Origin of the sequence: Leptospira chreensis, from assembly GCF_016919165.1 — a bacterium.
Lineage (GTDB): Bacteria > Spirochaetota > Leptospiria > Leptospirales > Leptospiraceae > Leptospira_A > Leptospira_A chreensis.
In genome coordinates this window covers 55,429-74,938 of sequence record NZ_JAFFPS010000063.1, presented here as the reverse complement: position 1 = coordinate 74,938, position 19,510 = coordinate 55,429, and the positions used below count along the sequence as shown (strand labels likewise).

Genomic DNA, 19,510 nt, shown 5'->3' with positions numbered 1-19,510 from the left:
AATCTATCCTAAAAAGATCGCGTCCCGAATCGGTGTTTGGTGAGAATCAGGAGATAAGGAAGTAACGAGTGGCCCATCTGATAAAATTTCCACTTCACTCGCCGGCCCGGCAGTGGCTACAACGGCAACACCATGGTTTGTTTCATCCGTTAAATCAAGAACAGGTTCCACTTGGCTCTCTTTGCTCGTAGATGTTTCTATCGTTTTTTTCTCAAAAAGAGGAAGGTTATGAGATTCTTTAGGAACCACAGAAGAATCTCTGGCAACTAACATGGTATAGGCTACAAAGGCACCTGTCAAAATCAAACTCACAACAAAAGCAAATAATATATAATTGAAAACCATCCATTCCACAAGTTTCCATTGGTTTTCAAAAAGTAATCCTAAGTTCCCTCTTTCATAAACCAAAATCACAAGTCCGGATACATCGAGGGTTCCCGGTTTGTAAAGAGGGGATGTGAGTCTTACCGTATTCGATTTTGCTAATGGCAAATAGGAAAGGACCCATTCAAAACCAGAACGAACTTTGGGATCTCGTTTGGAATTCAGGATGGGGTTCTCTCCATTTTCCGCTTCCGACCATTCCCATTTTTTCATCCGAATCCCTTTTTTAAAGAAAGTCGAATGTAATAGTGTTTCATCCGGGGTTCTTTTTTTTAACTCATCAGGAGTGTAGATGGTATCAGTGGAAACAAGGAGGGTGGCGTCTGCAGAATACAAACTGATCTTTTGGATACGAAACTCTTCGGGATCATTTTTGGATTGTTCCACATAACGATGGAACATCTTTTCCAATTCCAGATAACCTTCGTTCTGTAGTCTTTGTTCCGAACTTTTGGCGAGAGCCAGTGTCAAATCCCGAGCTCTATGGTCAGAAACAAACTGCTCTTGGGTCAGAGCATTTTGTAATGACTCATAAAAAGTCCAAACCACGGCACTGAGGGCCAAGGTTTCACAGAGGAAAAAGAAAAGTATAAAGGATAGAAAAAAACGTGAATATTTCATAGATCCCCCTTATACCTTTCGACCGATGGAGCAATTTTACATAGGAAAATACAAAGGAAATTAAAGAAGTAAGTCTAGAAAAGTATTGGCGAAACTCATTACAAATTCACGGCGTTTCTTCGGGAAATCCTGATCCTTTCCCAACCGAAGAAGGGAAGTCATATCCTCACTTTTTGCCCCACAGGGATTGATGAGAGAAAAGGTGGTGAGGTTATTCACAGCATTCAGTGCAAATCCAAAACTGGTAAAATAAGACTTCGCAAAGATCCCTTCCGAGACCAGTTTCAATTTGGGTTCCAAGGTAGTGTATAAACCCGGTGCCTTTGGATTTTCCTCGAGGGCCAGGTCCCAAGTCTTATCGATGGCGACCACCAAACTTTGATTTAAGGCCCGCAAAAAATCACCCAAACTTAAATTTCGTTTTTTCAAATCAATGTGGATATATCCCACAATTTGGCCGGGTTCATGGGCAGTAAAGTCTCCCCCTCTTTGCAAAGTGACCAGTTCCACGCCGCGTGAAGTTAGGACGTCTGGGGAGACCAAAAGATTTTCCGCTTTCGCACCTATGCCCCCTGTTAAACATGGACTGTGTTCTAAAAAGAGCATGGATTCCCTTCGATTTTTCCTGGAATTTTCCTGGAATTTCACATATCTTTGGTATGGAACAATCGAAGGAAACAGGTAAGAAGGAAGTCCTTTTCGATGGAGAAACTTTGTCATGCGATCCTTTGGATCCTCGAAAAATCACCCAATGGTAGAGCCCGCCTCGATTTGGCGAAACTCCTCTACTATTCGGATGGTGTTCATTTCCAAAAACACGCGGAGATGATCACAAGAGGAGACTATATCCACTTAGAAGACTCCCCTTACCCCGTCAAACTGAACGAAGCACTTTTATTTTTGAAAGACAAAGGCCATTTGGATGCCATCCCCAAAATTGCGGGAAACGGAATCCAAGGATTTGCTTTACGGTTTTTGAAACCCATAGACGGACTCATTCTTTCTAGGGAAGAAAAACGGGTGATGATGAAGGTTGTGGAAGCATTCCGTGGCCGGGTGGTGGATGAAAATCGCCACTATCCCAATCTTTACGAAAATTACGTAGTCACCCCACTTTTCGAAGCCATTCCCTTTTCTGTGGAAAGGATCAATACGAAAATCCATGTTCTCGTCCAAAAAAGCCTTTTGAATCTATCAGGCAAAATGTTTAGGGTTTTATTTGAGAGGTCAGAATGATCATCACTGTTTGCAAAGGCAAAATCCATAGAGCCGTCGTCACCGAGGCGGAACTCCACTACGAAGGTAGCCTCACTGTTGACCAAGACCTAATGGACTTGGCCGGAATGAGACCTTATGAACAAGTTTCTGTAGTGAACGTCAATAACGGGGCTCGGTTCGAAACCTACCTGATAGTGGGAGAACGCGGTTCCGGAACCATTTGTTTGAATGGGGCAGCGGCCAGGCTCGGAATGAAAGGGGACAAAGTCATCATCATCACCTATGGCCAAGTAGTAGAAAAAGAGCTTCCCGCAGATTACAAACCCAAGGTAGTCTTTGTGGACGAGAACAATCGCCCGAAAAAAGCCTAATTTCCCTAATTTTTCTGGGACTTTTCTTCGATACTATCTGTATAAACCAAATTGGTAGTCGGAACATGAACAAAACAATATTCGCCATTTCATTCACCCTACTCACTTGTGCCCTATTCGCACAGGAAACAGGGAATACACAAGGGACACAAAACACTGTTGCCTCCAAAGACAGCCGTGACTTGTATCCACTTTCCATGTATGATACAAGGATTCGTTTAAAAAGTGTAAACTTTGTTAGACGACATGCTGATACGGGAAAAGGCGAATTTTTAGATGTCCAAGTTGAATTGGAATCTAGAGTTCCTGAAAACAATGAATACGCAATTTATGTTCTTGCTGGATACGAAGGCGACAGAAGTAATCCAGACGAAAGAAGACTCATTCCTTATCCAGCTTGGAGAAAGGCAGATCCAGAAAAAGATGAAAAAACTTTATACTTTTCCAATGTAATGCCAACTCCAGTCACTTCCAAAGAAATTTGGGGTGAAGAAACTTATGCAAAGAAAAAAGCAGAAGTAGAAAGAAGACACTACTCAGGATTTGAAGCAGAGATGCCTGAACCTACATTCACAGAAGTAGTCGATTACCTATGCAAAAACAATGCAAAGGCACTCCCCTTCACTCTATTTGGAGAAACTGGTCCGACAAAAGACAAACAAGTAACATATAACTATGTGGCACAAACAGAAGATGAGAAAAAACGCCAAGTGCATGAAACTCTTCCGAAACACACATATACAATTTACAATAACAAGTATCGCACAAACATTACAAGTCATCACTACACACAGTACCGACCGAACTTCCTTACTTTCAACAAAGTAGCAGTTCTTGTGTTTGATACAAAGAAACCAACCAATAGCCTTCTTTTTAGAAAGTTCATCGATATTTCTGACTTAAGGATTACTTATTAAGATAGATAGATTCCAAGACTAAGAATTTGGTCTTGGAAATTCAGCAGCACGACCCGCCAAACTAAAAGAAACTTTTTAGTTAGTGGTCAGTGCCTTCCGGGCGGATGGGGGGGAATTGTTCCGAAGCCCTCACCCTCCACTCGTCTTCCGGATGGTTCAAATGCAACCAACCGTTCGCAAAATCCCAACGACCGTCCAAATCCAAAAAATCCCAGAAAATTGCCTGGTTCATGTACTTGTAGGTGTCGAGTAGATCGAGTAGGTCCCTTTGTTTCCTAGGAGAATTTTCCATTCTATTCCAGTTTCGGTAAGTTGCCCCCCGGGTCGATGTTTTTTATGGACAAAACGAATCGATTCTGCCGAAAATGATACCAGACCATGGCGATCACAAAGGAAAAAAAGGCTGACTTCAACGACAAACTGGTAGATTTCAAAAACTACCTAGAAGAACTGAAAAAAGAAGCCAATATCTACAAAGTCCAGGCCAAAAAGAGTAAGGACATGGAACCTTATTTTAATATCTCCCTTGCCATCAACTCCATCAAGACAATTAACACCTGTATTGTGATCAATGAACTGTCCACTGCCATCTTAGAAATCAATAATAACAACTACCTAGAGACCGCACGAAAGGAAATTTATAACACAATTTCCTATATCGAAAAAACAGTCGGAAACAACGTAGATGGTTCCCTTTCGGAAAACAAAGAACAACTGGCAAAAATCGAAAGACTCACTCCCACGCAGAGACTGAACCTGATCAAAGGGCTTCTGCAAGCCATGAAGAAAACCACAGCAGCCTTTGGAACCAATTCCAAATGGAAATGGTCTTGGCCGGATATCAACTTTCGGATTGCTGCTTGTACTAAGAACCTTTTTGATTTTATTGCTTACGAACGAGAACAGGATCTAGAAAATCCTTACTACTACATCCGCAAAGAACACTTCAACCTTGTCATAGAACTTGCTAACCAAGCGGCACAGGATTATAGGACAAAATTTGAAATGTCTACGCAAGATTCCACAGATTTGAAACATTCTGTGGAAATGTTGGAGATGAACCGCAAGATATTCCAAATTACAGGCGAAAATGAAGATTTGGAAAAAACAAAAACACTGATTGAGTCCTTCCAACAAAAGATCACCGACCTCGAGTCCGACGATAAAAAGAAAAAAAAGAAACAATAATCGACGTTTTTCCCTAGAATCCCCAGTCTAGTTTATAGAAAGGGCATACTTTTCAAAAGGAGATTTCTAAATATGGCACTAACGGAAGTCACTGACGCCAATTTCAAAGCAGAAACTGCTAAGGGCGTTGTACTCGTGGATTGTTGGGCGGAATGGTGCGGACCTTGTCGAATGGTGGCTCCAGTTCTAGATGAATTATCGCATGAAATGGCTGATATCAAAATTACAAAACTTAACGTTGATTTTAATCAGAAGACAGCGCAAGAATTGGGAATCCAATCCATCCCTACTCTACTTCTCTATAAAGACGGAGTTTTAGTGGATAAAGCAATTGGAGCTTTACCAAAGCCGCAAATTAAAAAATTTATAGAAAATCACAAGTAGGAAATAAATTATCCCCTAATGGTCAGTTCAGAACCGAATGGTTTTACCGCTCTCCCTAGAGGGGGATATTTAGTCGATACATCGGAAGGGTATATCCAAATTGGATCCCCTCCCGAAACAATTAAAGACACCATGGGGTTGGAAAAGAAAACCCCTCTGGTGTTTGTTCTTCCCAATAAATTCTTCCATGTCGAAAAAGGGATCTCCATTGCGGAGTTAGAATTCCCTATTTACTTCAACTTCTTCTTTCGCGGTGGCAAAAAAACATTTATCGTTTGTTCTCCAGAACAAAAAGAGCAGCTAACTATTGTTCTCGGGGAATCTCTTATGGGCCCACAAGAACTAAACCTGGCTTCTGAGTTTATCGATGGAACAGAGAGTTTTGGTTTCCCTGATATCAAAGCCGAAATGGCCTATTTCCGAAGTTATAAAACAATGGAAGAGGTGGTTGAGTTTGTTCTCTTTGATGAAAATCACAAAGCGCAATTCGGAAAGATCACCATTGAACAACTTCCTTCCAATGAATTTCTAATCGTTGACGGTGACAAAAAAATCAAAACTCCAGGAGAGGTCGACTTCCATGTGAAGTATGATATTGGAAAAAGATTAGAAGAACCTTTCCAACCTCCTCTCATCGGAATCACTTGCCTTGGACCATCGCACGGATTTGATCCCACAGACAACACATCCGGTTTTATCATTTGGCTAAACGGCCAAGGGATTATGGTGGATCCACCTGTTAACTCCACCGAGTGGCTACGCGAATCCAATGTAAATCCTAAGTTTATCAACTCTATCATTCTTACCCATTGTCATGCAGACCATGATGCGGGAACCTTCCAAAAGATTTTGGAAGAATCCAAAATCACGATTTATGCAACGGCAACGGTGATGGAATCTTTCCTTAAAAAATACTGCAGTCTAACAAAGATTCCGCGCCGCGAAATCACAGACCTATTTGATTTTATTCCTGTTGTGATGGGAAGGCCTACGATTATCAATGGTGGGGAATTTTATTTTCATTATGCCCTTCATTCCATTCCATCTGTGGGTTTTGAGTTTTTTTTCCAAGACCAATCCTTTTATTATACCTCTGATCATTTGAATGATCCGGAAGCCTTTGAACTGATGTACAAACAAGGTGTATTTCCGGAAACCAGATACCAATTCTTAAAAGACTTTCCTTGGGATCGTAAAATCATTTATCATGAAGCGGGAGTCCCTCCCCTCCATACAAAGATCAGTTACCTTGCTTCTCTTCCTGAAGAAGTACAAAAACGAATTACTGTTTATCATATCGCTGCCAAAGATATGCCCGAAGGAAACCACCTAACTCTTGCTAGGTTTGGAATTGAAAATACCTTGTATCCGGAGATCACTCCTCCCAAACACCAAGAGGCTTTCCAACTACTCGAGATCCTTTCGCAGATTGATATTTTCTCTGGATTTCCAATTGAGAAGGCCAAAGAGTTTTTACAGATTGTGAAGGAAGAAAGATTTCGCCGGGGCGAACAGATCATCAAAAAAGGAACTCACGGAGACCGGTTTTTTATCATCGCTTCTGGGAATGTTCGTTTTGAAGGACTTTCGGGTGACCATTCCGCAGTAAAACGATACGGAACCTATGAATACTTTGGGGAAGCATCCCTCATTCTAGACACGGTCCGCCAAGCCGATGTCTATGCCGAAACCGATGTCCTTGCCCTTACCATTGAAAAAACTCGGTTTTTCCAGTTCATCCGCGGATCCAAACTCCACGAAAACTTGATCAAACTCAATAGCATCCGAGAGACCAATACCTGGAAAACACTCACCGAGTCCCAGACTTTCCGAGGTCTCACCAGTTTTCAAGTCACCCAACTCGAACTCATCCTCAAACTCGAAACCGTAAAGAAAGAAGCCTCACTTATCGAAGAAGGCCATACCTTTCATAACGCATTCATTGTCCGTTCTGGGACGGTTGTGGTCATGCAAAACCACAAAACCATTCGGGAACTAGGTGCCGGTGACTTTGTGGGTGAGATCTACTCTCTTACCAAAAACCTTCCTTCTAATTTCAGTTTTATCGCCTGGCCGGGCACAGAATTGTATGTTCTCTCCGAAGAAGATGCCATTCAGTACATTAAGAAAAATCCCGGCGTGTATATGAAGCTGAACACTGTTTATAATTGACCTCATTTCGCCATTTCTGTAACATTTCCATATCAAGGAGTCACAAATCACATGGAGCGTATCCTCCCCTTTACTGAAGAACACCATCAATTCCGCGAGATGGCTCGGAAATTTTTTGAAACAGAAGTAAAACCACACCACGAAGAATGGGAAAAAAACCATATCGTACCCAAGGAAGTATGGAGAAAGGCGGGAGACAACGGACTCCTCTGCCCGGATGTTCCTACCGAATACGGTGGTTCTGGTGCCGACTTCCTTTACAATATCATCATCATTGAAGAATCTTCCCGCGTGGGAAATAGTGGGTTCTTTATCTCCCTCCACAATGACGTCATTGCACCCTATATCTCCACTTATGCGAGTGACGAACAAAAGAAACGTTGGCTCCCTAAATGTGCTACGGGGGAATCCATCCTTGCTGTCGCGATGACGGAACCTGGTGCTGGATCCGACCTAAAGTCGCTACGCACGAGTGCTGTCGACATGGGTGACCACTTTGTGGTGAATGGACAAAAGACATTTATCTCGAACGGACAACTCGCTGACCTTATCATCACTGCCGTCAAACACGACAATGGAACCATTTCCCTTGTGATGATTGAAGAAGGAATGAAGGGATTTGAAAGAGGCCGTAACCTAGACAAAATCGGACTCAAAGCCCAAGATACTTCTGAGTTGTATTTCAATGATGTGATTGTTCCGAAGACAAACCTCATCGGCAAACAAGGGCAAGGTTTTCGTTACCTCATGCAAAAACTAGCTCAGGAACGTTTGGTTCTGTCTGTAGCGGCTGTGGAAGCAACAAGACTCGTTCAAAAAATCACTCTCCAATACATCAAAGAAAGAAAAGCATTTGGACAAAAGATCGGTTCCTTCCAAAATACCAAATTCAAAATGGCGGAAATGGCAACGGAATTAGAAATGGCCCAAGTATTCTGTGATAAAGTGGTCATCGAACATATGAAAGGTGAGAACACAACCGCCGAAGCTTCTATGTGTAAATGGTATACAACAGAGATGCAAAAACGCCATACCGATGAGTGTTTACAATTCTTTGGTGGTTACGGTTATATGATGGAGTATCCGATTGCAAGAGCTTACCTCGATGCAAGGATCCAAACCATCTATGCAGGAACCACTGAGATTATGAAAGAAATCATTGGCCGTAGTTTAGGACTATAGTCTCAAACAGATCGACGATTTCCATTTTCAAAATAGAAACTGACAAAAGTCTGATAAAAAACCCGGCGCATTTGGCCGGGTTTTTTGTTTACAAATGACCCTTTGACCCGAGTTCCGCAGTTTCTTTTCGTAAGTCCGATGTGAGACGCATCGAACAAAAATGGGGACCACACATAGAACAGAAATGGGCCTTTTTCATTCCATCTTGTGGCAATGATTCATCATGATAGGAACGTGCCAGTTCCGGATCAAGAGATAAGGCAAACTGGTCTTCCCAACGAAACTCAAACCGGGCTTTGCTGAGTAAATCATCCCTTTCTTTCGCACCGGGATGGCCTTTGGCAAGATCGGCCGCATGGGCTGCAATTTTATAAGCAATCACTCCATCCTTTACATCTTGTTTGTTCGGAAGTCCCAAATGTTCTTTAGGTGTCACATAACAGAGCATAGCCGTTCCATACCAGGCAATCATGGCAGCCCCAATCGCAGAAGTGATATGGTCATATCCGGGAGCAATGTCTGTGACAAGGGGTCCTAGTGTATAAAAGGGAGCTTCCATACAAATCTCCTCTTGCAATCGCACATTCTCTTTGATAAGGTGCATAGGAACATGTCCCGGTCCTTCCACCATCACTTGGACATCATCGGCCCAAGCACGTTTTGTAAGTTCTCCCAGGGTCTTTAACTCGGCAAACTGAGCTTCGTCATTGGCATCGTTGATACAACCAGGCCTAAGCCCATCACCCAAAGAATAGGAAACTCCGTATTTTTGCATGACCTTCGAGATGGCATCAAAATGTTCGTAGAGGAAATTTTCTTTTTTATGATGGTTACACCACTTCGCAAGGATGGATCCACCTCGAGATACAATCCCTGTGATTCGTTTGTTGGTTAGGTGGATATAATCGCGAAGAACCCCTGCATGGATGGTAAAATAATCCACCCCTTGTTCGGCTTGTTCTTCCAAAGTTTCTAAAAATACAGAAATGTTTAAATCTTCGACTTTTCCTTTTACCTTTTCTAAGGTTTGGTAGAGAGGAACGGTTCCAATCGGAACAGGAGAATTTCTAATGATCCATTCTCTGGTTTCATGGATATTTTTTCCCGTAGACAAATCCATCACTGTGTCGGCTCCCCAGTGCAGTGACCATCTGAGTTTTTCCACTTCATCATCAATGGAAGACAAGATCGCAGAGTTACCAATATTGGCATTGATTTTCACTAAGAACTTTTTCCCAATGATCATTGGCTCCAGTTCCGTATGACGTTTGTTTGATGGAATGATGGCTCGACCAATTTTTACTTCATTCAAAACAAACTCAGGTGCCATTCCTTCCCTTTTGGCCACATAAAGCATCTCTTCTGTGAGAATGTCCCTCTTCGCATAATAAAGTTGTGAATGATTCTTATCCCCTCTCGATTCTCTGGTTTGGATCCAAGACTCTCTAAGTTTAGGAATTCCTTTTTTATAATCGTATTCTTCTTCATGAATGCAAAACATTCCTTCCGTTCGGTAGGATCGGAATTTGGTGTTGTCAGAAAGGGTAATGGTAGTTTCTGGAATTTGAATGGGAGTTTGGGAATTGGTTTCCATAGTTTGATTTCCTTGGCCGGAACAGAAACTAGGAAGTGTTTGGAAAACAAAAGAGAAGAATTCTAGAAATTAAGGATAGAGGTAATCCTTAAACAAGACTTTGCACTTTTCTCGTTTCCCTTCGCAAGCATTACCAGGATCAGGTTCAAAAGGGTATTTCTCAGCCCATTTCCGGTCACATTCAGTTTCCAGAAACAAGCACCCCTAACGGTTACCTATCATTTACTATGGTTGTATTTTTTTGACAACCATTATCAAAAGATCTTATTTTAATTCGCGGCCAAGTCTCACCATACGGTTGACATAGACTTGCAGGTCTTGTTTGCCTTTGGGACCCATTTCTGTGAATTGTACCCCGTAAACTCCCGTTTCTTTCGATTTTTTGCCAATCTGTTTGATCACACCACGGGCAAGAAAGTCTTCCAAATCTCCCGGGAGTGCGACAAGGATTTCCACGGTTTCGTTCATATCCCATTCATCAAAGTGATTGGGAGCAATGACTCCAATACCGCCCAAACTTATGTCGCTCGCTTGTAGGACATCCAAAAGGGCTGTCCCCATCAGATGGATTTCGACTGGTTCATTTTCCAGTGGTTGTACGCGGACATATTTCCGTTTTTCTTGGATGGGTGCCATGGCCTTATATTCTACGGAAATTCTAACTTGTAAACTAGGAAATAGAACCACCCTCAGTTGTTAAGAAAGCATAGACCAATCTCCGATATTTGGTATAATAGGGGCGACATGAAATTCCGTATTGGTGTTCTATTCCTCACAATCAGTTCGAGCCTCCTTGTGAATCTTTCCTTGCAGGCAAAAGTGACTTGTAGTGGAGATGCTTGTACCATCCTCCCCACTACCATCCAATCACAAATCAATAGCGCCGATACAGCCTTACAACTCCAATACACGGACAAAGTGCTCGCTACCATGTCCGAGGCCGCTGTCATTTCCAATATCAACTCATCACTCATGGGACCAGGAATTGTGAACCGGTTCCAAGTGGGAGCGGGCCTTACTGTTGCGGGCCAACAAAAAGAAGATATCAATGTGGCTTACCAAAGTTTAAGTTTTCAAAAACTCCCGAACGTGGGTGCCTCCCTTGCGCCTAACTTTGTTGTGGCGGTAAATTTAGGTTGGCTTATGGGAGGGGGACCCTCGGATACAGAACCAGAACTCAAAACCTTCCTACATCGATTCAACTTGTACCTTCATGGATTCAAATTCAACTTTGCCCAAGGGGATGTACAAAAGGCCATAGAAGCGCAAAACAAAAACGTGGAGCTTGGTGGAGACATTACAAGTGGTGGTTTTACCTTACGATTTCATATTGTAGAAAACTATTCGGATGGAATCGGGCTTTTTGAATTCTCTGGAATCTCTATGGGACTTGGTCTCCATTACCAAAGACAAGTCATCGACGTCACTTATAACGATAACAAAACACAAACATTGGCTCTAGGTCCTGCCATCGGAACCTGGGGTGGTGCCACAACGTTTAACTATTCTAGTACGGTCACAAGTGTCCCCTTGGACATTCGTACTGGATTTCGTATGTTCTATTTCTTTACGATCTTTGCTGGTGCCGGTGCTTCCATGAACTTTGGAAGTTCTACCTTAAACCTAACCCGTTCAGGCCCTCTCACTTTGGCTTTGGATTCCAATGCCATCTCTGCTTCCCTCTCTCCAGAGATTGCCGCCCTCATCCCCACTTCCGCTCTCGGCCAAACCAAAACAGGAACTCTGACTATGGACTTAAGTGGTAAGGCACAAGCACCAAACACGACGAACTTTCTCATCGCAGGGATCGAAATCAATGCTCTCATCACAAAAATCACAGTCGAAGCCCTAGTGGCTCAAAACGTCCAGTCTGTGATGCTCGGAGCAAAAATTTCGTTCTAACGAATACTTGGCACCCTTTTTGCAATTTCGTTAGAGAACGGCTATTTTAGAACCGGTGCGGGGATTTCCAGGCATCGATTGTTTATGTTCTAAGCAGAATGCCGATTTTAAGGGAGAGTTCTATGGCGCAAACTATGCAAGAAATCAAAAAACCAATCCTACATGTTTCTTGTGTCCCAAGAAAAGATACGACCCTACTCAAAATTTCCCTTTCCCAGGATGATTTGGGAATTCTCTACCGGGTCACCTCTGTGCTCTACAATCATGGTTGGGATATTTTAGAAGCTGTTGCCGAAACTGCGAGTGATGGACATGTGCAAGATCTATTTGTGATTCGGAGTTGGGACGGGGGAGAGATGACAGAAGAACTTTTGAGTCAAATCAGAACGGATCTCTATTCTCTGTTTTACGAAGGAAAAACAGTGGCTATGTACTTACGTGAGAATGCTAAGGAAGAAGTGTTGGTACGTAAAATTGGTGATTCGGAAGCCACACTCAAACTCTACAATCCTATCTCTTCTGACTTTACTGTAATGGATTTACGAATGAAAGACACACCGGGAATTCTATTTCAAATTACAGAGTCTCTTTTTCACTTAGGAATTGATATCATTAGTTTTACTGCCAATAGTTTTGACGGTAAAATTCGAGATAGTTTTTTACTCCGCACTTCCCTCACAGGAGAGAAGTTGGATGAGAAAGTGCTCTTTCCTATGCTTCGTGCGAAGTTAGAATCCTTTCTTTAAGTTGTTTTTTCTTTTTGTGTAAAAAGTAAAATTCCAAATCCAATCAGAAGGACAAAGGAAACAAAAAACGCCAAACTCGGGCCTTTTTGAAAGTATAATAAAGAAAATACGACGGGTGAAACCGCTCTTCCGAGGGAACCAAAACTTCGGAAGAGACCGAGTGACCTGCCCAAATCCCCTCTCCCACTTTCCAGGGATGCAAAAGAAGAAAGCCCTGGATTCACAAGAGCACTTCCAAAGGCCAAAAAGAATAAAGATACAAATAGTCCGGTAAAACTGGTTCCAAAACAAACAAGAAGTCCCATTCCAGTGACAACAAGGACTGCCCCATAAAGAGAGATTCGTTTTTCCGAAATTTTTCCTGAAAGTCTACGAACCACACCACCTTGCACAAGTATGATGATGATCCCAATGTATAAAAAGGTAAACCCAATCTCTTTTGGGGAAAATTGGAAACTATCAGAGAGAAAAAAATTCACAACAAACTCAAAACCTGAAAAACTAAGAACAAAAAGTAAGTTCAAAAGGGAAATACGAACTAAATTACGAGATTCAATTTTCTTTAAAGAAAGGAAGGGATGAATTTCTTTTTCAGGAACTACTTCTGGTTTGTTTTGCGGTAAAAAAACAAAAACAAGAATGACTGTGAGTAAAGAAGCCAAAATGGCAAATAGGGCCGAAGCCGGAAAAACAACAGCACTCCCTTCTTTATATAAAAAATCTAAAAATGTCCACTGGGAACTAATCCCTCCGAGAAGTGGTCCCATCACAAATCCAAGACCAATCCCAGCGCCAAGAAATCCCATCCCCGCTGCTCTTGATTTCTCATCCGTTTGGTCCGCCATAGCTGCGGATGCCACAGACAAATTCCCGCCCATCATTCCTGTAATCACACGACTGAGTACGAACATCCAAAACTGAGAAGAAAACAACCAAAGGATATAACCAAGGGTGTTTCCAAGAGTGGTAAAAAGTAAAATAGCCCGCCTTCCCGAATGATCAGAGAACCTTCCCCAAACCGGTGCTGCTATAAATTGCAAAAAACTATAAATACTCCCCAATATTCCACCAAACAATACAAAGGTGTATTTGGTATCTCCCCCAAAGGACAAAAGGTTCGCTGTGGAATAAAACATTCGGAACAGAGCATCGTCACCTTTTAATAAGAAGAATTCTAAAGTTTTGGGGAAGAGAGGAAACAAAAGGGAAAAACCCATCATGTCCGTAAACACAATCAGGAAAAGTATGAATTTGATTCGCTTGGGAGACGTACTCATCTAGGCTAGTCTCTGGGAACAAATAAAAAAAGCCACAGAAATCTCTATGGCTTTTTCTTAAATTTTACTGGAAACTATAGTCTTATTTTGATTTTGCTTTATCAATTAAAACTTTCAACTCATCTAACGTTTGTTTCAACTTTTCCTTCACTTGAGGAGGAATTGCCGTATCAATTTGTTGGTAAATGGTTTGGTAATTTGCCTGAAGTTTTGCAAGCACCTCATCATAACTAGCGTTAGTTTTTCCAATTGCTCCTTGAGCGTCTGCAATAGTTTTGCTTAGAAGGTCACGAATCTTTTGAGACTCGACCGATTTGTCCAATTCCCCTTTTGATTTTAGATCATTATAAACTTTTTCTAAATCAACAACAGCGGTTTTTAACTTTTCTTCGCCGGAACGAAAGAGAGCGATTCCAGCATTGACAACATCCATAACCAATTTTTCCATACAACTTTCCTATAAAGGGAACAGACCCTATTTTTGGAATCCAAGTCTAAGTAAGAAAAGGTGGGATTACAATTAAAAAATTCTAATGTATCAATTTTCTATGAGACATAGTTAAGAGCGGGATCCGTCTTAACTGTTTTCGATGAGTTTTTTGATTTGGTCTCTGATTTTGGCCGCAGTTTCGTAGTCTTCGGTTTTTAATGCATTTTCCAAAGTTTCTTCTAGGATCTGCAAATTCGACTTCGGTAGGGCTTGAATTTTTTTCTCAGAGGAAATACTCTCCCCTTGCATTTCCTCTTCCTTCATAATGATCCCAGTTTCATCTAATACCGATTTGGCGATAAAAATAGGAGCATTGGCCCGTAAAGCAAGGGCTATGGAATCAGAAGGTCTTGCATCCAGAGTGATGATCTCGTCCTCTTTTTGGAGTTGGATCTTTGCATAAAATGTACTATCTATGATTTCTTCGATTGTGATTTTTAAAACGGTCGCACCAAGGGAAGTTAACATGTACAACATGAGGTCATGTGTCATTGGTCTTGGGGGTTTGGTTCCGTCGATGACGGTAGTGATCGAATGGGTTTCTAATGGTCCAATAAAGATGGGAACCACACGTTTATCATCCGAATCCTTAGGTCGTAAGAATACAGCAAAGCCTACATTGGTCAGGCTGATATCAGAGATTTTTACTTCATAAAACTCCATATAATATCGATTCCTTTCCTGTTTTGTGGGCCCAGAAGGGCTCGAACCTTCGACCCGCAGATTATGAGTCTGCTGCTCTAACCAACTGAGCTATAGGCCCCACTGACTTCCAATCTTTCCAAGAAATAAGTGGAGACAAGCATAAAACTCAAGAGACTACCATTAAAGCGGAAGAAACAGGTTGGATTCAAAGAATTCCGTAAGGTCTTTTCGATCACTCTTCCATTGAATCCAGATCCATACAGCGGGGTTTGAATCCAAACCAATCCATACTTGGTTCCGAAGTGCATTTTGGTTTCGGACTTGGTCCGCCTGAAAGATTTGAAAGTTTTGATTTCCGAGAGTCTTTTGGAACTGTTTTGGTTCGATCCCTCTTGTAAAAACAGAATCCATCCAAAGTTTTTTATCAACCAATGGTTCCTTCCAGGGAAGAGTTCTGACGACCATAAAAAATCCATCACGTTTAGCAGGATAAACGGTAAGTTTTTTACTAGCTGTGGATTCCAACTTCACCACGACTGCTTCCGGAAAGACAAAAGAAAAACTTTCCCAAACAAAGTTTTGGTTTGGTTCCACAAGTGTCTGTGAAAGGATCGCAGTAGTAGAGATTCCAAAAAATAACAGAATCGATACAAACCCTCTCATACTCATGGAATTATTAGACAAACAATCCATCTGGCAAGTCCGAAATTCGTATTTGGGAGTCTATGTCCACTTTCCGTATTGTTTCAAAAAATGTGACTATTGTGATTTTTATTCCGAAGGAATTGGAGCTGCCCCAGCTAACGATGAAAAGTCGCTTTTCCAATCCTACCAAAAAGAAATTTTAGAAAGGGCAAACCTGTTTCCTAATCTGAAAAACCGCACCATCGATACGGTTTTTTTTGGTGGTGGAACTCCTTCCAAAGCTTCTGCTAAGAGTTGGAAAGAACTCCTGGATTTTTTACGCTCCGAATTCCCTTTCGAAAGTGATACAGAAATCTCCATTGAAGTAAACCCGGAAGACTTAAATGCAGAGCTTTTAGAGGAATACCATTCGATAGGAATCAACCGAGTGAATGTGGGGGTTCAAACTCTAGAGCCCAAAGGATTGGAATTTCTTGGCCGCCACTATGATCATGAGCGATACGACTCTCTTGTCGATGTTCTCACCCATTCTCCGATCCAGCGCGTGGGAATCGATTTGATGTATGGAATTCCGGGAGTTTCCAAAGATTCTTTTTATAGAGATCTCCATCTTTTTTTAGAAGCCGGCCTTCCCCATTTGAGCTTGTATTCTTTAACTTTAGAAAAGGGAACTCAGTATTCTCGCGATGTTACGGATCATAAAAAAAGCGAACCGGAAGAAAACATCCAATCGGAAATCCTCACGCAATTGCCGGACTTACTCAAAAAACATGGATACAACTGGTATGAAGTTTCCAACTATGCAAAACCTGGATTTGAATCTAGACACAACCTCAAGTATTGGACCTATGAACCTTACTTAGGCATTGGACCTGGGGCTCATGGAATGATCGAAGGACAAAGGTATGGCAATCCCAGAAACTCTAGTCTGTATCAGAAAAAACAAACAAACACAAAATATGAACCGGCTGATCCATCAACAGAACTTAGCCTTACGTTATTCCGATTGTTTTCCCCTTTTCGGTATTTGGATTTTATAGAAACCTATTTAGATACCAATACAAAAATCAAATACATCAGGACCATTGAAGGATGGGAAAAAAAGGGTTATTGTTCACTCGAGAAAGGTGTGTTTCAATGGAAACCGGCGGCATTACTTCTGTTAGATGATCTAATCTTAGAAATTTCACTCTAAATTTTCCTGATGACTTTCTTAAAATAATCTTAAAAAAAGATTGCCCAGGCACCCCTGTCGAAAAATACTGTTCGTATCCCGGGCCTGTAGCTCAGTTGGTTAGAGCACTCGCTTGATAAGCGAGGGGTCACAAGTTCAAATCTTGTCAGGCCCATGAAGATACGGGGCGTTAGCTCAGCTGGGAGAGCATCTGATTTGCATTCAGAAGGTCATCGGTTCGATCCCGATACGCTCCAAAAACCCGTGTCTTTCCTCGCATTCCTCCTAAAAATTTCTTGCTATCTCTCTCAATTCCTATAAACCGATAGGAATCATGTCCGTAAAAGATATCTTAAAAGACAAAGCGTCCTCCGTTCTTTCCATCGAAGAAGATAGAAATGTATTGGAAGCCACCCAGATGATGGTTGGTGCCAAAGTCGGATCTCTCATTGTTACCTTCCAAGGGAAACTTGTGGGAATTTTTACGGAACGAGATTTGATGCGAGTGGTTGCCAAAGATCACACAAACTTAGATAAAATCAAATTGAAAGATGTGATGACCACACAACTCACTGTGGCAGGTCCCGATGAAGATGTGGATGATATTCTAAACAACATGATCACAAAACGTTTCCGTCATATGCCAGTTCTAGATGGGGACAAAATCATTGGACTCATCTCTATCGGAGATGCGGTGAAAACAAAACTAACAAGAACCCAAGCCGAGATGAGTATACTCCGCGAGTATATGTATGGGCCACACTAAAACAAACGATTCTCAGTCAGCCTATCGATTGTTTTCTCTAATATAATTTCTAGATTTTTAGTATCTTCTCTGTTATAGGCGATGAGTTTTTCCAATGCCTCTAGGTTGTTTGTTCTTTGGTATTCAAACCAAAGGAGTGGAGCTTGCCTTCCATCCATTCCTGCAATTTCCTCAGGACGAACCAGGCCCAGTTGCACTTCTGATTTTTTTAATCCCCCTTTGATCCCAATCGAATGTAAGAGGTTCATCAAATCCAGTTGCGGGTTTTTCACTCGGTAACGAAATTCCCTTTCTAAAAAAGGAACATCAAACCGTTTCCCATTGTAAGTCACAAGTATGTCTTCGGGAGAGATGGAATCAAAAAGAAATTCGAGGTCTTTACCTCGTTCAAAGGTTTGCATTCTGTGATTTTGATAAATGCTCACCACTGTCGTCACGGAAGATTCCGAAATTCCCGTGGTTTCAATATCTAAAAAACAAAATCGTTCGGGGAAGTTTTGCCATAACCTCCAATACTCTAGACTCGGAAGTTCTGTAGTAAAAAAATTAAAATTGGCTTCTGACAATTGGTCTTCCAATTCTTCCCTTCGTTCTTGTAAAATTGATACGGAAGGAAGGAGTGGTTCGTTTTTTTGTTTTTGGTATTGGATGAGAGATTCCCAATCGTATACACCAACACCAAACAGTTGTTTCTCCTTTCTTTCTCCAATCCCAGGAAATAGTTGGAGGCTTGACTTTAAATGAGATCCGTACATTCTCTCCACCGAGAAAGGCCTTCTTTCACTTTGTCCTCTCTCTCTCCAAATCCAATGCGCAAGTAACCTTCTTCTTCAAAGTTAATCCCAGGCAAAACAAATACCCCTGTTTTTTCGAAAAGTTTGTCCGCATACAATTCCGAGGATATGCCACTCTCCAATTCCAACCAACCCACAAGTCCTCCTTCGGGTGCTGTGAAGGATTTGGTATGAGGAAGTTCTTTCCAAAGAGAATCGAAGAGTCGAATGTTCTCCCTCACTCCTCTTTGGATTTGGGGAAGGAAACTTTCTTTGGAATTGAGAAGGGCGAGTGCAATCCGTTCGGAAATGGGCGAAACGGTATGAGTTAAGTAGTCTTTATAAGAACGAGCCCGTTTGATAAAAGACTCCTCGGCCACAAGCCATCCCACTCGAAGTCCTGTGACTCCAAAACATTTCGTAAAGGAACCGGTTCCATAAAAAGAATGTTTAGGATCCACACCAGTTCGCCCGAGACTTCCAGTGCCCGGTAAAAATCGGTAGTGTTCGTCAAAGAGAACGGTTTTCTTTTGTTCTCGAAACTGAGTTAAAAGTGCGTTCCATTCGGAATCGACAAAGGTCTTTCCTGTCGGATTGTGCGGATGATTGAGGATATATAAATCGGCATCCATATCTTTCCAAGTGGATGCAAGGAATGCCTTTTCGTGCGGAACTTTGATGATCTCTGCTCCGAGCATTTTCGGAATTTCATAGAGGGCTTGGAAGGCCGGCCAAACAAGGGCCACTTTTACTTTCGGTGGTAAGGCGACATGGAAGGCTAAGTACAAAGCCTCACCTGTCCCTGTAGTGACGAGCACTTGTTCTGGACTGACTCCTGGATACAAATCAGCAATGGCCTGTCGTAGTTCGAGGGAACCTTGGTTTGGTGAATCGTTCATCGGAATTTGGGCAAGGTCGTTCCAAGAAATTTGCCCCATTCCCATCACCTCTTCCAAAAGGAAATGCGAAAGCCCACTCTCTCCTAAATTGCAAAATGCTTTTAGGCGGAATCGTTCCAACCGATCTTCAATGAAAAATTCTCTAGGTTCCAAAATTGATTT

At 41.9% G+C, this 19,510-nt stretch carries 22 protein-coding genes, 3 tRNA genes and 1 riboswitch; of the genes, 13 read left to right on the top strand and 12 right to left on the bottom strand.

Annotated elements, in window-relative coordinates; translation table 11 throughout:
* Positions 1-3: 3 nt before the first annotated feature.
* Positions 4-1,005 (bottom strand): LIC_12071 family protein, encoded by a 1,002-nt coding sequence (locus JWG41_RS16820; protein WP_205270974.1) that lies wholly within the window; start codon positions 1,003-1,005, stop codon positions 4-6.
* Positions 1,006-1,065: 60 nt separating this feature from the next.
* Positions 1,066-1,725 carry a lipoyl(octanoyl) transferase LipB gene (lipB, locus tag JWG41_RS16815; RefSeq protein WP_205270973.1) on the bottom strand — a complete coding sequence of 220 codons (660 nt, stop codon included), beginning with the start codon at positions 1,723-1,725 and terminating at the stop codon, positions 1,066-1,068.
* On the opposite strand from lipB, the gene JWG41_RS16810 reads away from it, so the two are divergent.
* The 3 genes from JWG41_RS16810 (at position 1,708) to JWG41_RS16800 (ending at position 3,511) form a co-directional block, all read left to right on the top strand.
* Positions 1,708-2,241: a type II toxin-antitoxin system antitoxin SocA domain-containing protein gene (locus JWG41_RS16810; protein ID WP_205270972.1), complete on the top strand. Its 534-nt coding sequence runs from the start codon at positions 1,708-1,710 to the stop codon at positions 2,239-2,241. The two genes, lipB and JWG41_RS16810, sit on opposite strands and share 18 nt — an antisense overlap.
* Positions 2,238-2,594: an aspartate 1-decarboxylase gene (gene panD / locus JWG41_RS16805; RefSeq protein ID WP_205270971.1), complete on the top strand. Its 357-nt coding sequence runs from the start codon at positions 2,238-2,240 to the stop codon at positions 2,592-2,594. The genes JWG41_RS16810 and panD overlap by 4 nt, the downstream gene beginning before the upstream one ends.
* A gap of 65 nt (positions 2,595-2,659) precedes the next feature.
* Positions 2,660-3,511, top strand: a complete 852-nt coding sequence (locus JWG41_RS16800) for a hypothetical protein (protein ID WP_205270970.1) — start codon at positions 2,660-2,662, stop codon at positions 3,509-3,511.
* A gap of 79 nt (positions 3,512-3,590) precedes the next feature.
* Here JWG41_RS16800 and JWG41_RS16795 read toward each other — a convergent pair whose 3' ends face one another.
* The gene (locus JWG41_RS16795) at positions 3,591-3,803 is read right to left on the bottom strand and encodes a hypothetical protein (RefSeq protein WP_004787634.1); all 213 of its coding nucleotides are present in this window, start codon (positions 3,801-3,803) and stop codon (positions 3,591-3,593) included.
* 86 nt (positions 3,804-3,889) lie between these two features.
* On the opposite strand from JWG41_RS16795, the gene JWG41_RS16790 reads away from it, so the two are divergent.
* From JWG41_RS16790 to JWG41_RS16775, 4 genes are all read left to right on the top strand, one after another.
* Positions 3,890-4,699, top strand: coding sequence for a hypothetical protein (locus tag JWG41_RS16790; RefSeq protein WP_205270969.1), 810 nt, complete (start codon positions 3,890-3,892; stop codon positions 4,697-4,699).
* A 72-nt stretch (positions 4,700-4,771) separates the two neighbouring features.
* Entirely contained in the window at positions 4,772-5,083 is a 312-nt protein-coding gene (trxA, locus tag JWG41_RS16785; RefSeq protein ID WP_205270968.1) for a thioredoxin, read from the top strand.
* An 18-nt stretch (positions 5,084-5,101) separates the two neighbouring features.
* Positions 5,102-7,255 carry a cAMP/cGMP-dependent 3',5'-cyclic-AMP/GMP phosphodiesterase gene (locus JWG41_RS16780; RefSeq protein WP_205270967.1) on the top strand — a complete coding sequence of 718 codons (2,154 nt, stop codon included), beginning with the start codon at positions 5,102-5,104 and terminating at the stop codon, positions 7,253-7,255.
* A 51-nt stretch (positions 7,256-7,306) separates the two neighbouring features.
* A complete protein-coding gene (locus JWG41_RS16775; protein ID WP_205270966.1) occupies positions 7,307-8,437 on the top strand; it encodes an acyl-CoA dehydrogenase family protein in 1,131 nt (376 codons plus the stop codon).
* Between the two features lie 88 nt (positions 8,438-8,525).
* On the opposite strand, the gene thiC is transcribed toward JWG41_RS16775, so the two are convergent.
* On the bottom strand, positions 8,526-10,031 hold the full coding sequence (gene thiC, locus JWG41_RS16770; RefSeq protein WP_205270965.1) for a phosphomethylpyrimidine synthase ThiC: 1,506 nt from the start codon (positions 10,029-10,031) through the stop codon (positions 8,526-8,528).
* A gap of 99 nt (positions 10,032-10,130) precedes the next feature.
* A riboswitch (TPP riboswitch) is annotated at positions 10,131-10,247 on the bottom strand.
* A 48-nt stretch (positions 10,248-10,295) separates the two neighbouring features.
* Positions 10,296-10,667 (bottom strand): PilZ domain-containing protein, encoded by a 372-nt coding sequence (locus JWG41_RS16765; RefSeq protein WP_205270964.1) that lies wholly within the window; start codon positions 10,665-10,667, stop codon positions 10,296-10,298.
* Between the two features lie 108 nt (positions 10,668-10,775).
* Here JWG41_RS16765 and JWG41_RS16760 point away from each other — a divergent pair, with 108 nt between their 5' ends.
* Entirely contained in the window at positions 10,776-11,933 is a 1,158-nt protein-coding gene (locus JWG41_RS16760) for an Lsa36 family surface (lipo)protein (RefSeq protein WP_205270963.1), read from the top strand.
* Between the two features lie 122 nt (positions 11,934-12,055).
* Positions 12,056-12,679: a hypothetical protein gene (locus JWG41_RS16755; protein WP_205270962.1), complete on the top strand. Its 624-nt coding sequence runs from the start codon at positions 12,056-12,058 to the stop codon at positions 12,677-12,679.
* Here the strand turns inward: JWG41_RS16755 and JWG41_RS16750 are convergent.
* From JWG41_RS16750 to JWG41_RS16730, 5 genes are all read right to left on the bottom strand, one after another.
* Positions 12,676-13,956 (bottom strand): MFS transporter, encoded by a 1,281-nt coding sequence (locus JWG41_RS16750; RefSeq protein WP_205270961.1) that lies wholly within the window; start codon positions 13,954-13,956, stop codon positions 12,676-12,678. The two genes, JWG41_RS16755 and JWG41_RS16750, sit on opposite strands and share 4 nt — an antisense overlap.
* 82 nt (positions 13,957-14,038) lie before the next feature.
* On the bottom strand, positions 14,039-14,404 hold the full coding sequence (locus JWG41_RS16745; RefSeq protein ID WP_205270960.1) for a phasin-related domain-containing protein: 366 nt from the start codon (positions 14,402-14,404) through the stop codon (positions 14,039-14,041).
* A gap of 129 nt (positions 14,405-14,533) precedes the next feature.
* Complete coding sequence (locus JWG41_RS16740; protein WP_205270959.1) at positions 14,534-15,109, bottom strand: bifunctional nuclease family protein; 576 nt, start codon at positions 15,107-15,109, stop codon at positions 14,534-14,536.
* Between the two features lie 26 nt (positions 15,110-15,135).
* Positions 15,136-15,209 (bottom strand) — tRNA-Ile (locus JWG41_RS16735).
* A 62-nt stretch (positions 15,210-15,271) separates the two neighbouring features.
* Positions 15,272-15,754, bottom strand: coding sequence for a hypothetical protein (locus tag JWG41_RS16730; RefSeq protein WP_205271012.1), 483 nt, complete (start codon positions 15,752-15,754; stop codon positions 15,272-15,274).
* A gap of 4 nt (positions 15,755-15,758) precedes the next feature.
* Here JWG41_RS16730 and hemW point away from each other — a divergent pair, with 4 nt between their 5' ends.
* The 4 genes from hemW to JWG41_RS16710 all read left to right on the top strand — a co-directional run bounded on the left by hemW (position 15,759) and on the right by JWG41_RS16710 (position 17,676).
* Complete coding sequence (hemW, locus tag JWG41_RS16725) at positions 15,759-16,931, top strand: radical SAM family heme chaperone HemW (RefSeq protein WP_205270958.1); 1,173 nt, start codon at positions 15,759-15,761, stop codon at positions 16,929-16,931.
* Between the two features lie 80 nt (positions 16,932-17,011).
* Positions 17,012-17,085: transfer RNA gene (locus tag JWG41_RS16720), tRNA-Ile, on the top strand.
* A gap of 9 nt (positions 17,086-17,094) precedes the next feature.
* A tRNA-Ala gene (locus JWG41_RS16715) sits at positions 17,095-17,167 on the top strand.
* Between the two features lie 77 nt (positions 17,168-17,244).
* Positions 17,245-17,676 (top strand): CBS domain-containing protein, encoded by a 432-nt coding sequence (locus JWG41_RS16710; protein WP_205270957.1) that lies wholly within the window; start codon positions 17,245-17,247, stop codon positions 17,674-17,676.
* On the opposite strand, the gene JWG41_RS16705 is transcribed toward JWG41_RS16710, so the two are convergent.
* Entirely contained in the window at positions 17,673-18,431 is a 759-nt protein-coding gene (locus JWG41_RS16705; protein ID WP_205270956.1) for a ribonuclease H-like domain-containing protein, read from the bottom strand. The genes JWG41_RS16710 and JWG41_RS16705 overlap by 4 nt on opposite strands.
* Entirely contained in the window at positions 18,413-19,501 is a 1,089-nt protein-coding gene (locus JWG41_RS16700; protein ID WP_205270955.1) for a pyridoxal phosphate-dependent aminotransferase, read from the bottom strand. The genes JWG41_RS16705 and JWG41_RS16700 overlap by 19 nt, the downstream gene beginning before the upstream one ends.
* Between the last annotated feature and the right edge of the window lie 9 nt (positions 19,502-19,510).

Bases quoted from the DNA above. Each gene is read 5' to 3' on its own strand.
- JWG41_RS16795 (WP_004787634.1), bottom strand. From the start codon at position 3,803: ATGGAAAATTCTCCTAGGAAACAAAGGGACCTACTCGATCTACTCGAC.
- JWG41_RS16780 (WP_205270967.1), top strand. From the start codon at position 5,102: ATGGTCAGTTCAGAACCGAATGGTTTTACCGCTCTCCCTAGAGGGGGA.
- JWG41_RS16750 (WP_205270961.1), bottom strand. From the start codon at position 13,956: ATGAGTACGTCTCCCAAGCGAATCAAATTCATACTTTTCCTGATTGTG.
- JWG41_RS16730 (WP_205271012.1), bottom strand. From the start codon at position 15,754: ATGAGAGGGTTTGTATCGATTCTGTTATTTTTTGGAATCTCTACTACT.
- JWG41_RS16820 (WP_205270974.1), bottom strand. From the start codon at position 1,005: ATGAAATATTCACGTTTTTTTCTATCCTTTATACTTTTCTTTTTCCTC.
- JWG41_RS16790 (WP_205270969.1), top strand. From the start codon at position 3,890: ATGGCGATCACAAAGGAAAAAAAGGCTGACTTCAACGACAAACTGGTA.
- JWG41_RS16740 (WP_205270959.1), bottom strand. From the start codon at position 15,109: ATGGAGTTTTATGAAGTAAAAATCTCTGATATCAGCCTGACCAATGTA.
- JWG41_RS16710 (WP_205270957.1), top strand. From the start codon at position 17,245: ATGTCCGTAAAAGATATCTTAAAAGACAAAGCGTCCTCCGTTCTTTCC.
- panD (WP_205270971.1), top strand. From the start codon at position 2,238: ATGATCATCACTGTTTGCAAAGGCAAAATCCATAGAGCCGTCGTCACC.
- JWG41_RS16705 (WP_205270956.1), bottom strand. From the start codon at position 18,431: ATGTACGGATCTCATTTAAAGTCAAGCCTCCAACTATTTCCTGGGATT.
- JWG41_RS16760 (WP_205270963.1), top strand. From the start codon at position 10,776: ATGAAATTCCGTATTGGTGTTCTATTCCTCACAATCAGTTCGAGCCTC.
- trxA (WP_205270968.1), top strand. From the start codon at position 4,772: ATGGCACTAACGGAAGTCACTGACGCCAATTTCAAAGCAGAAACTGCT.
- hemW (WP_205270958.1), top strand. From the start codon at position 15,759: ATGGAATTATTAGACAAACAATCCATCTGGCAAGTCCGAAATTCGTAT.
- JWG41_RS16745 (WP_205270960.1), bottom strand. From the start codon at position 14,404: ATGGAAAAATTGGTTATGGATGTTGTCAATGCTGGAATCGCTCTCTTT.
- lipB (WP_205270973.1), bottom strand. From the start codon at position 1,725: ATGACAAAGTTTCTCCATCGAAAAGGACTTCCTTCTTACCTGTTTCCT.
- JWG41_RS16755 (WP_205270962.1), top strand. From the start codon at position 12,056: ATGGCGCAAACTATGCAAGAAATCAAAAAACCAATCCTACATGTTTCT.
- JWG41_RS16775 (WP_205270966.1), top strand. From the start codon at position 7,307: ATGGAGCGTATCCTCCCCTTTACTGAAGAACACCATCAATTCCGCGAG.
- JWG41_RS16810 (WP_205270972.1), top strand. From the start codon at position 1,708: ATGGAGAAACTTTGTCATGCGATCCTTTGGATCCTCGAAAAATCACCC.
- JWG41_RS16765 (WP_205270964.1), bottom strand. From the start codon at position 10,667: ATGGCACCCATCCAAGAAAAACGGAAATATGTCCGCGTACAACCACTG.
- thiC (WP_205270965.1), bottom strand. From the start codon at position 10,031: ATGGAAACCAATTCCCAAACTCCCATTCAAATTCCAGAAACTACCATT.
- JWG41_RS16800 (WP_205270970.1), top strand. From the start codon at position 2,660: ATGAACAAAACAATATTCGCCATTTCATTCACCCTACTCACTTGTGCC.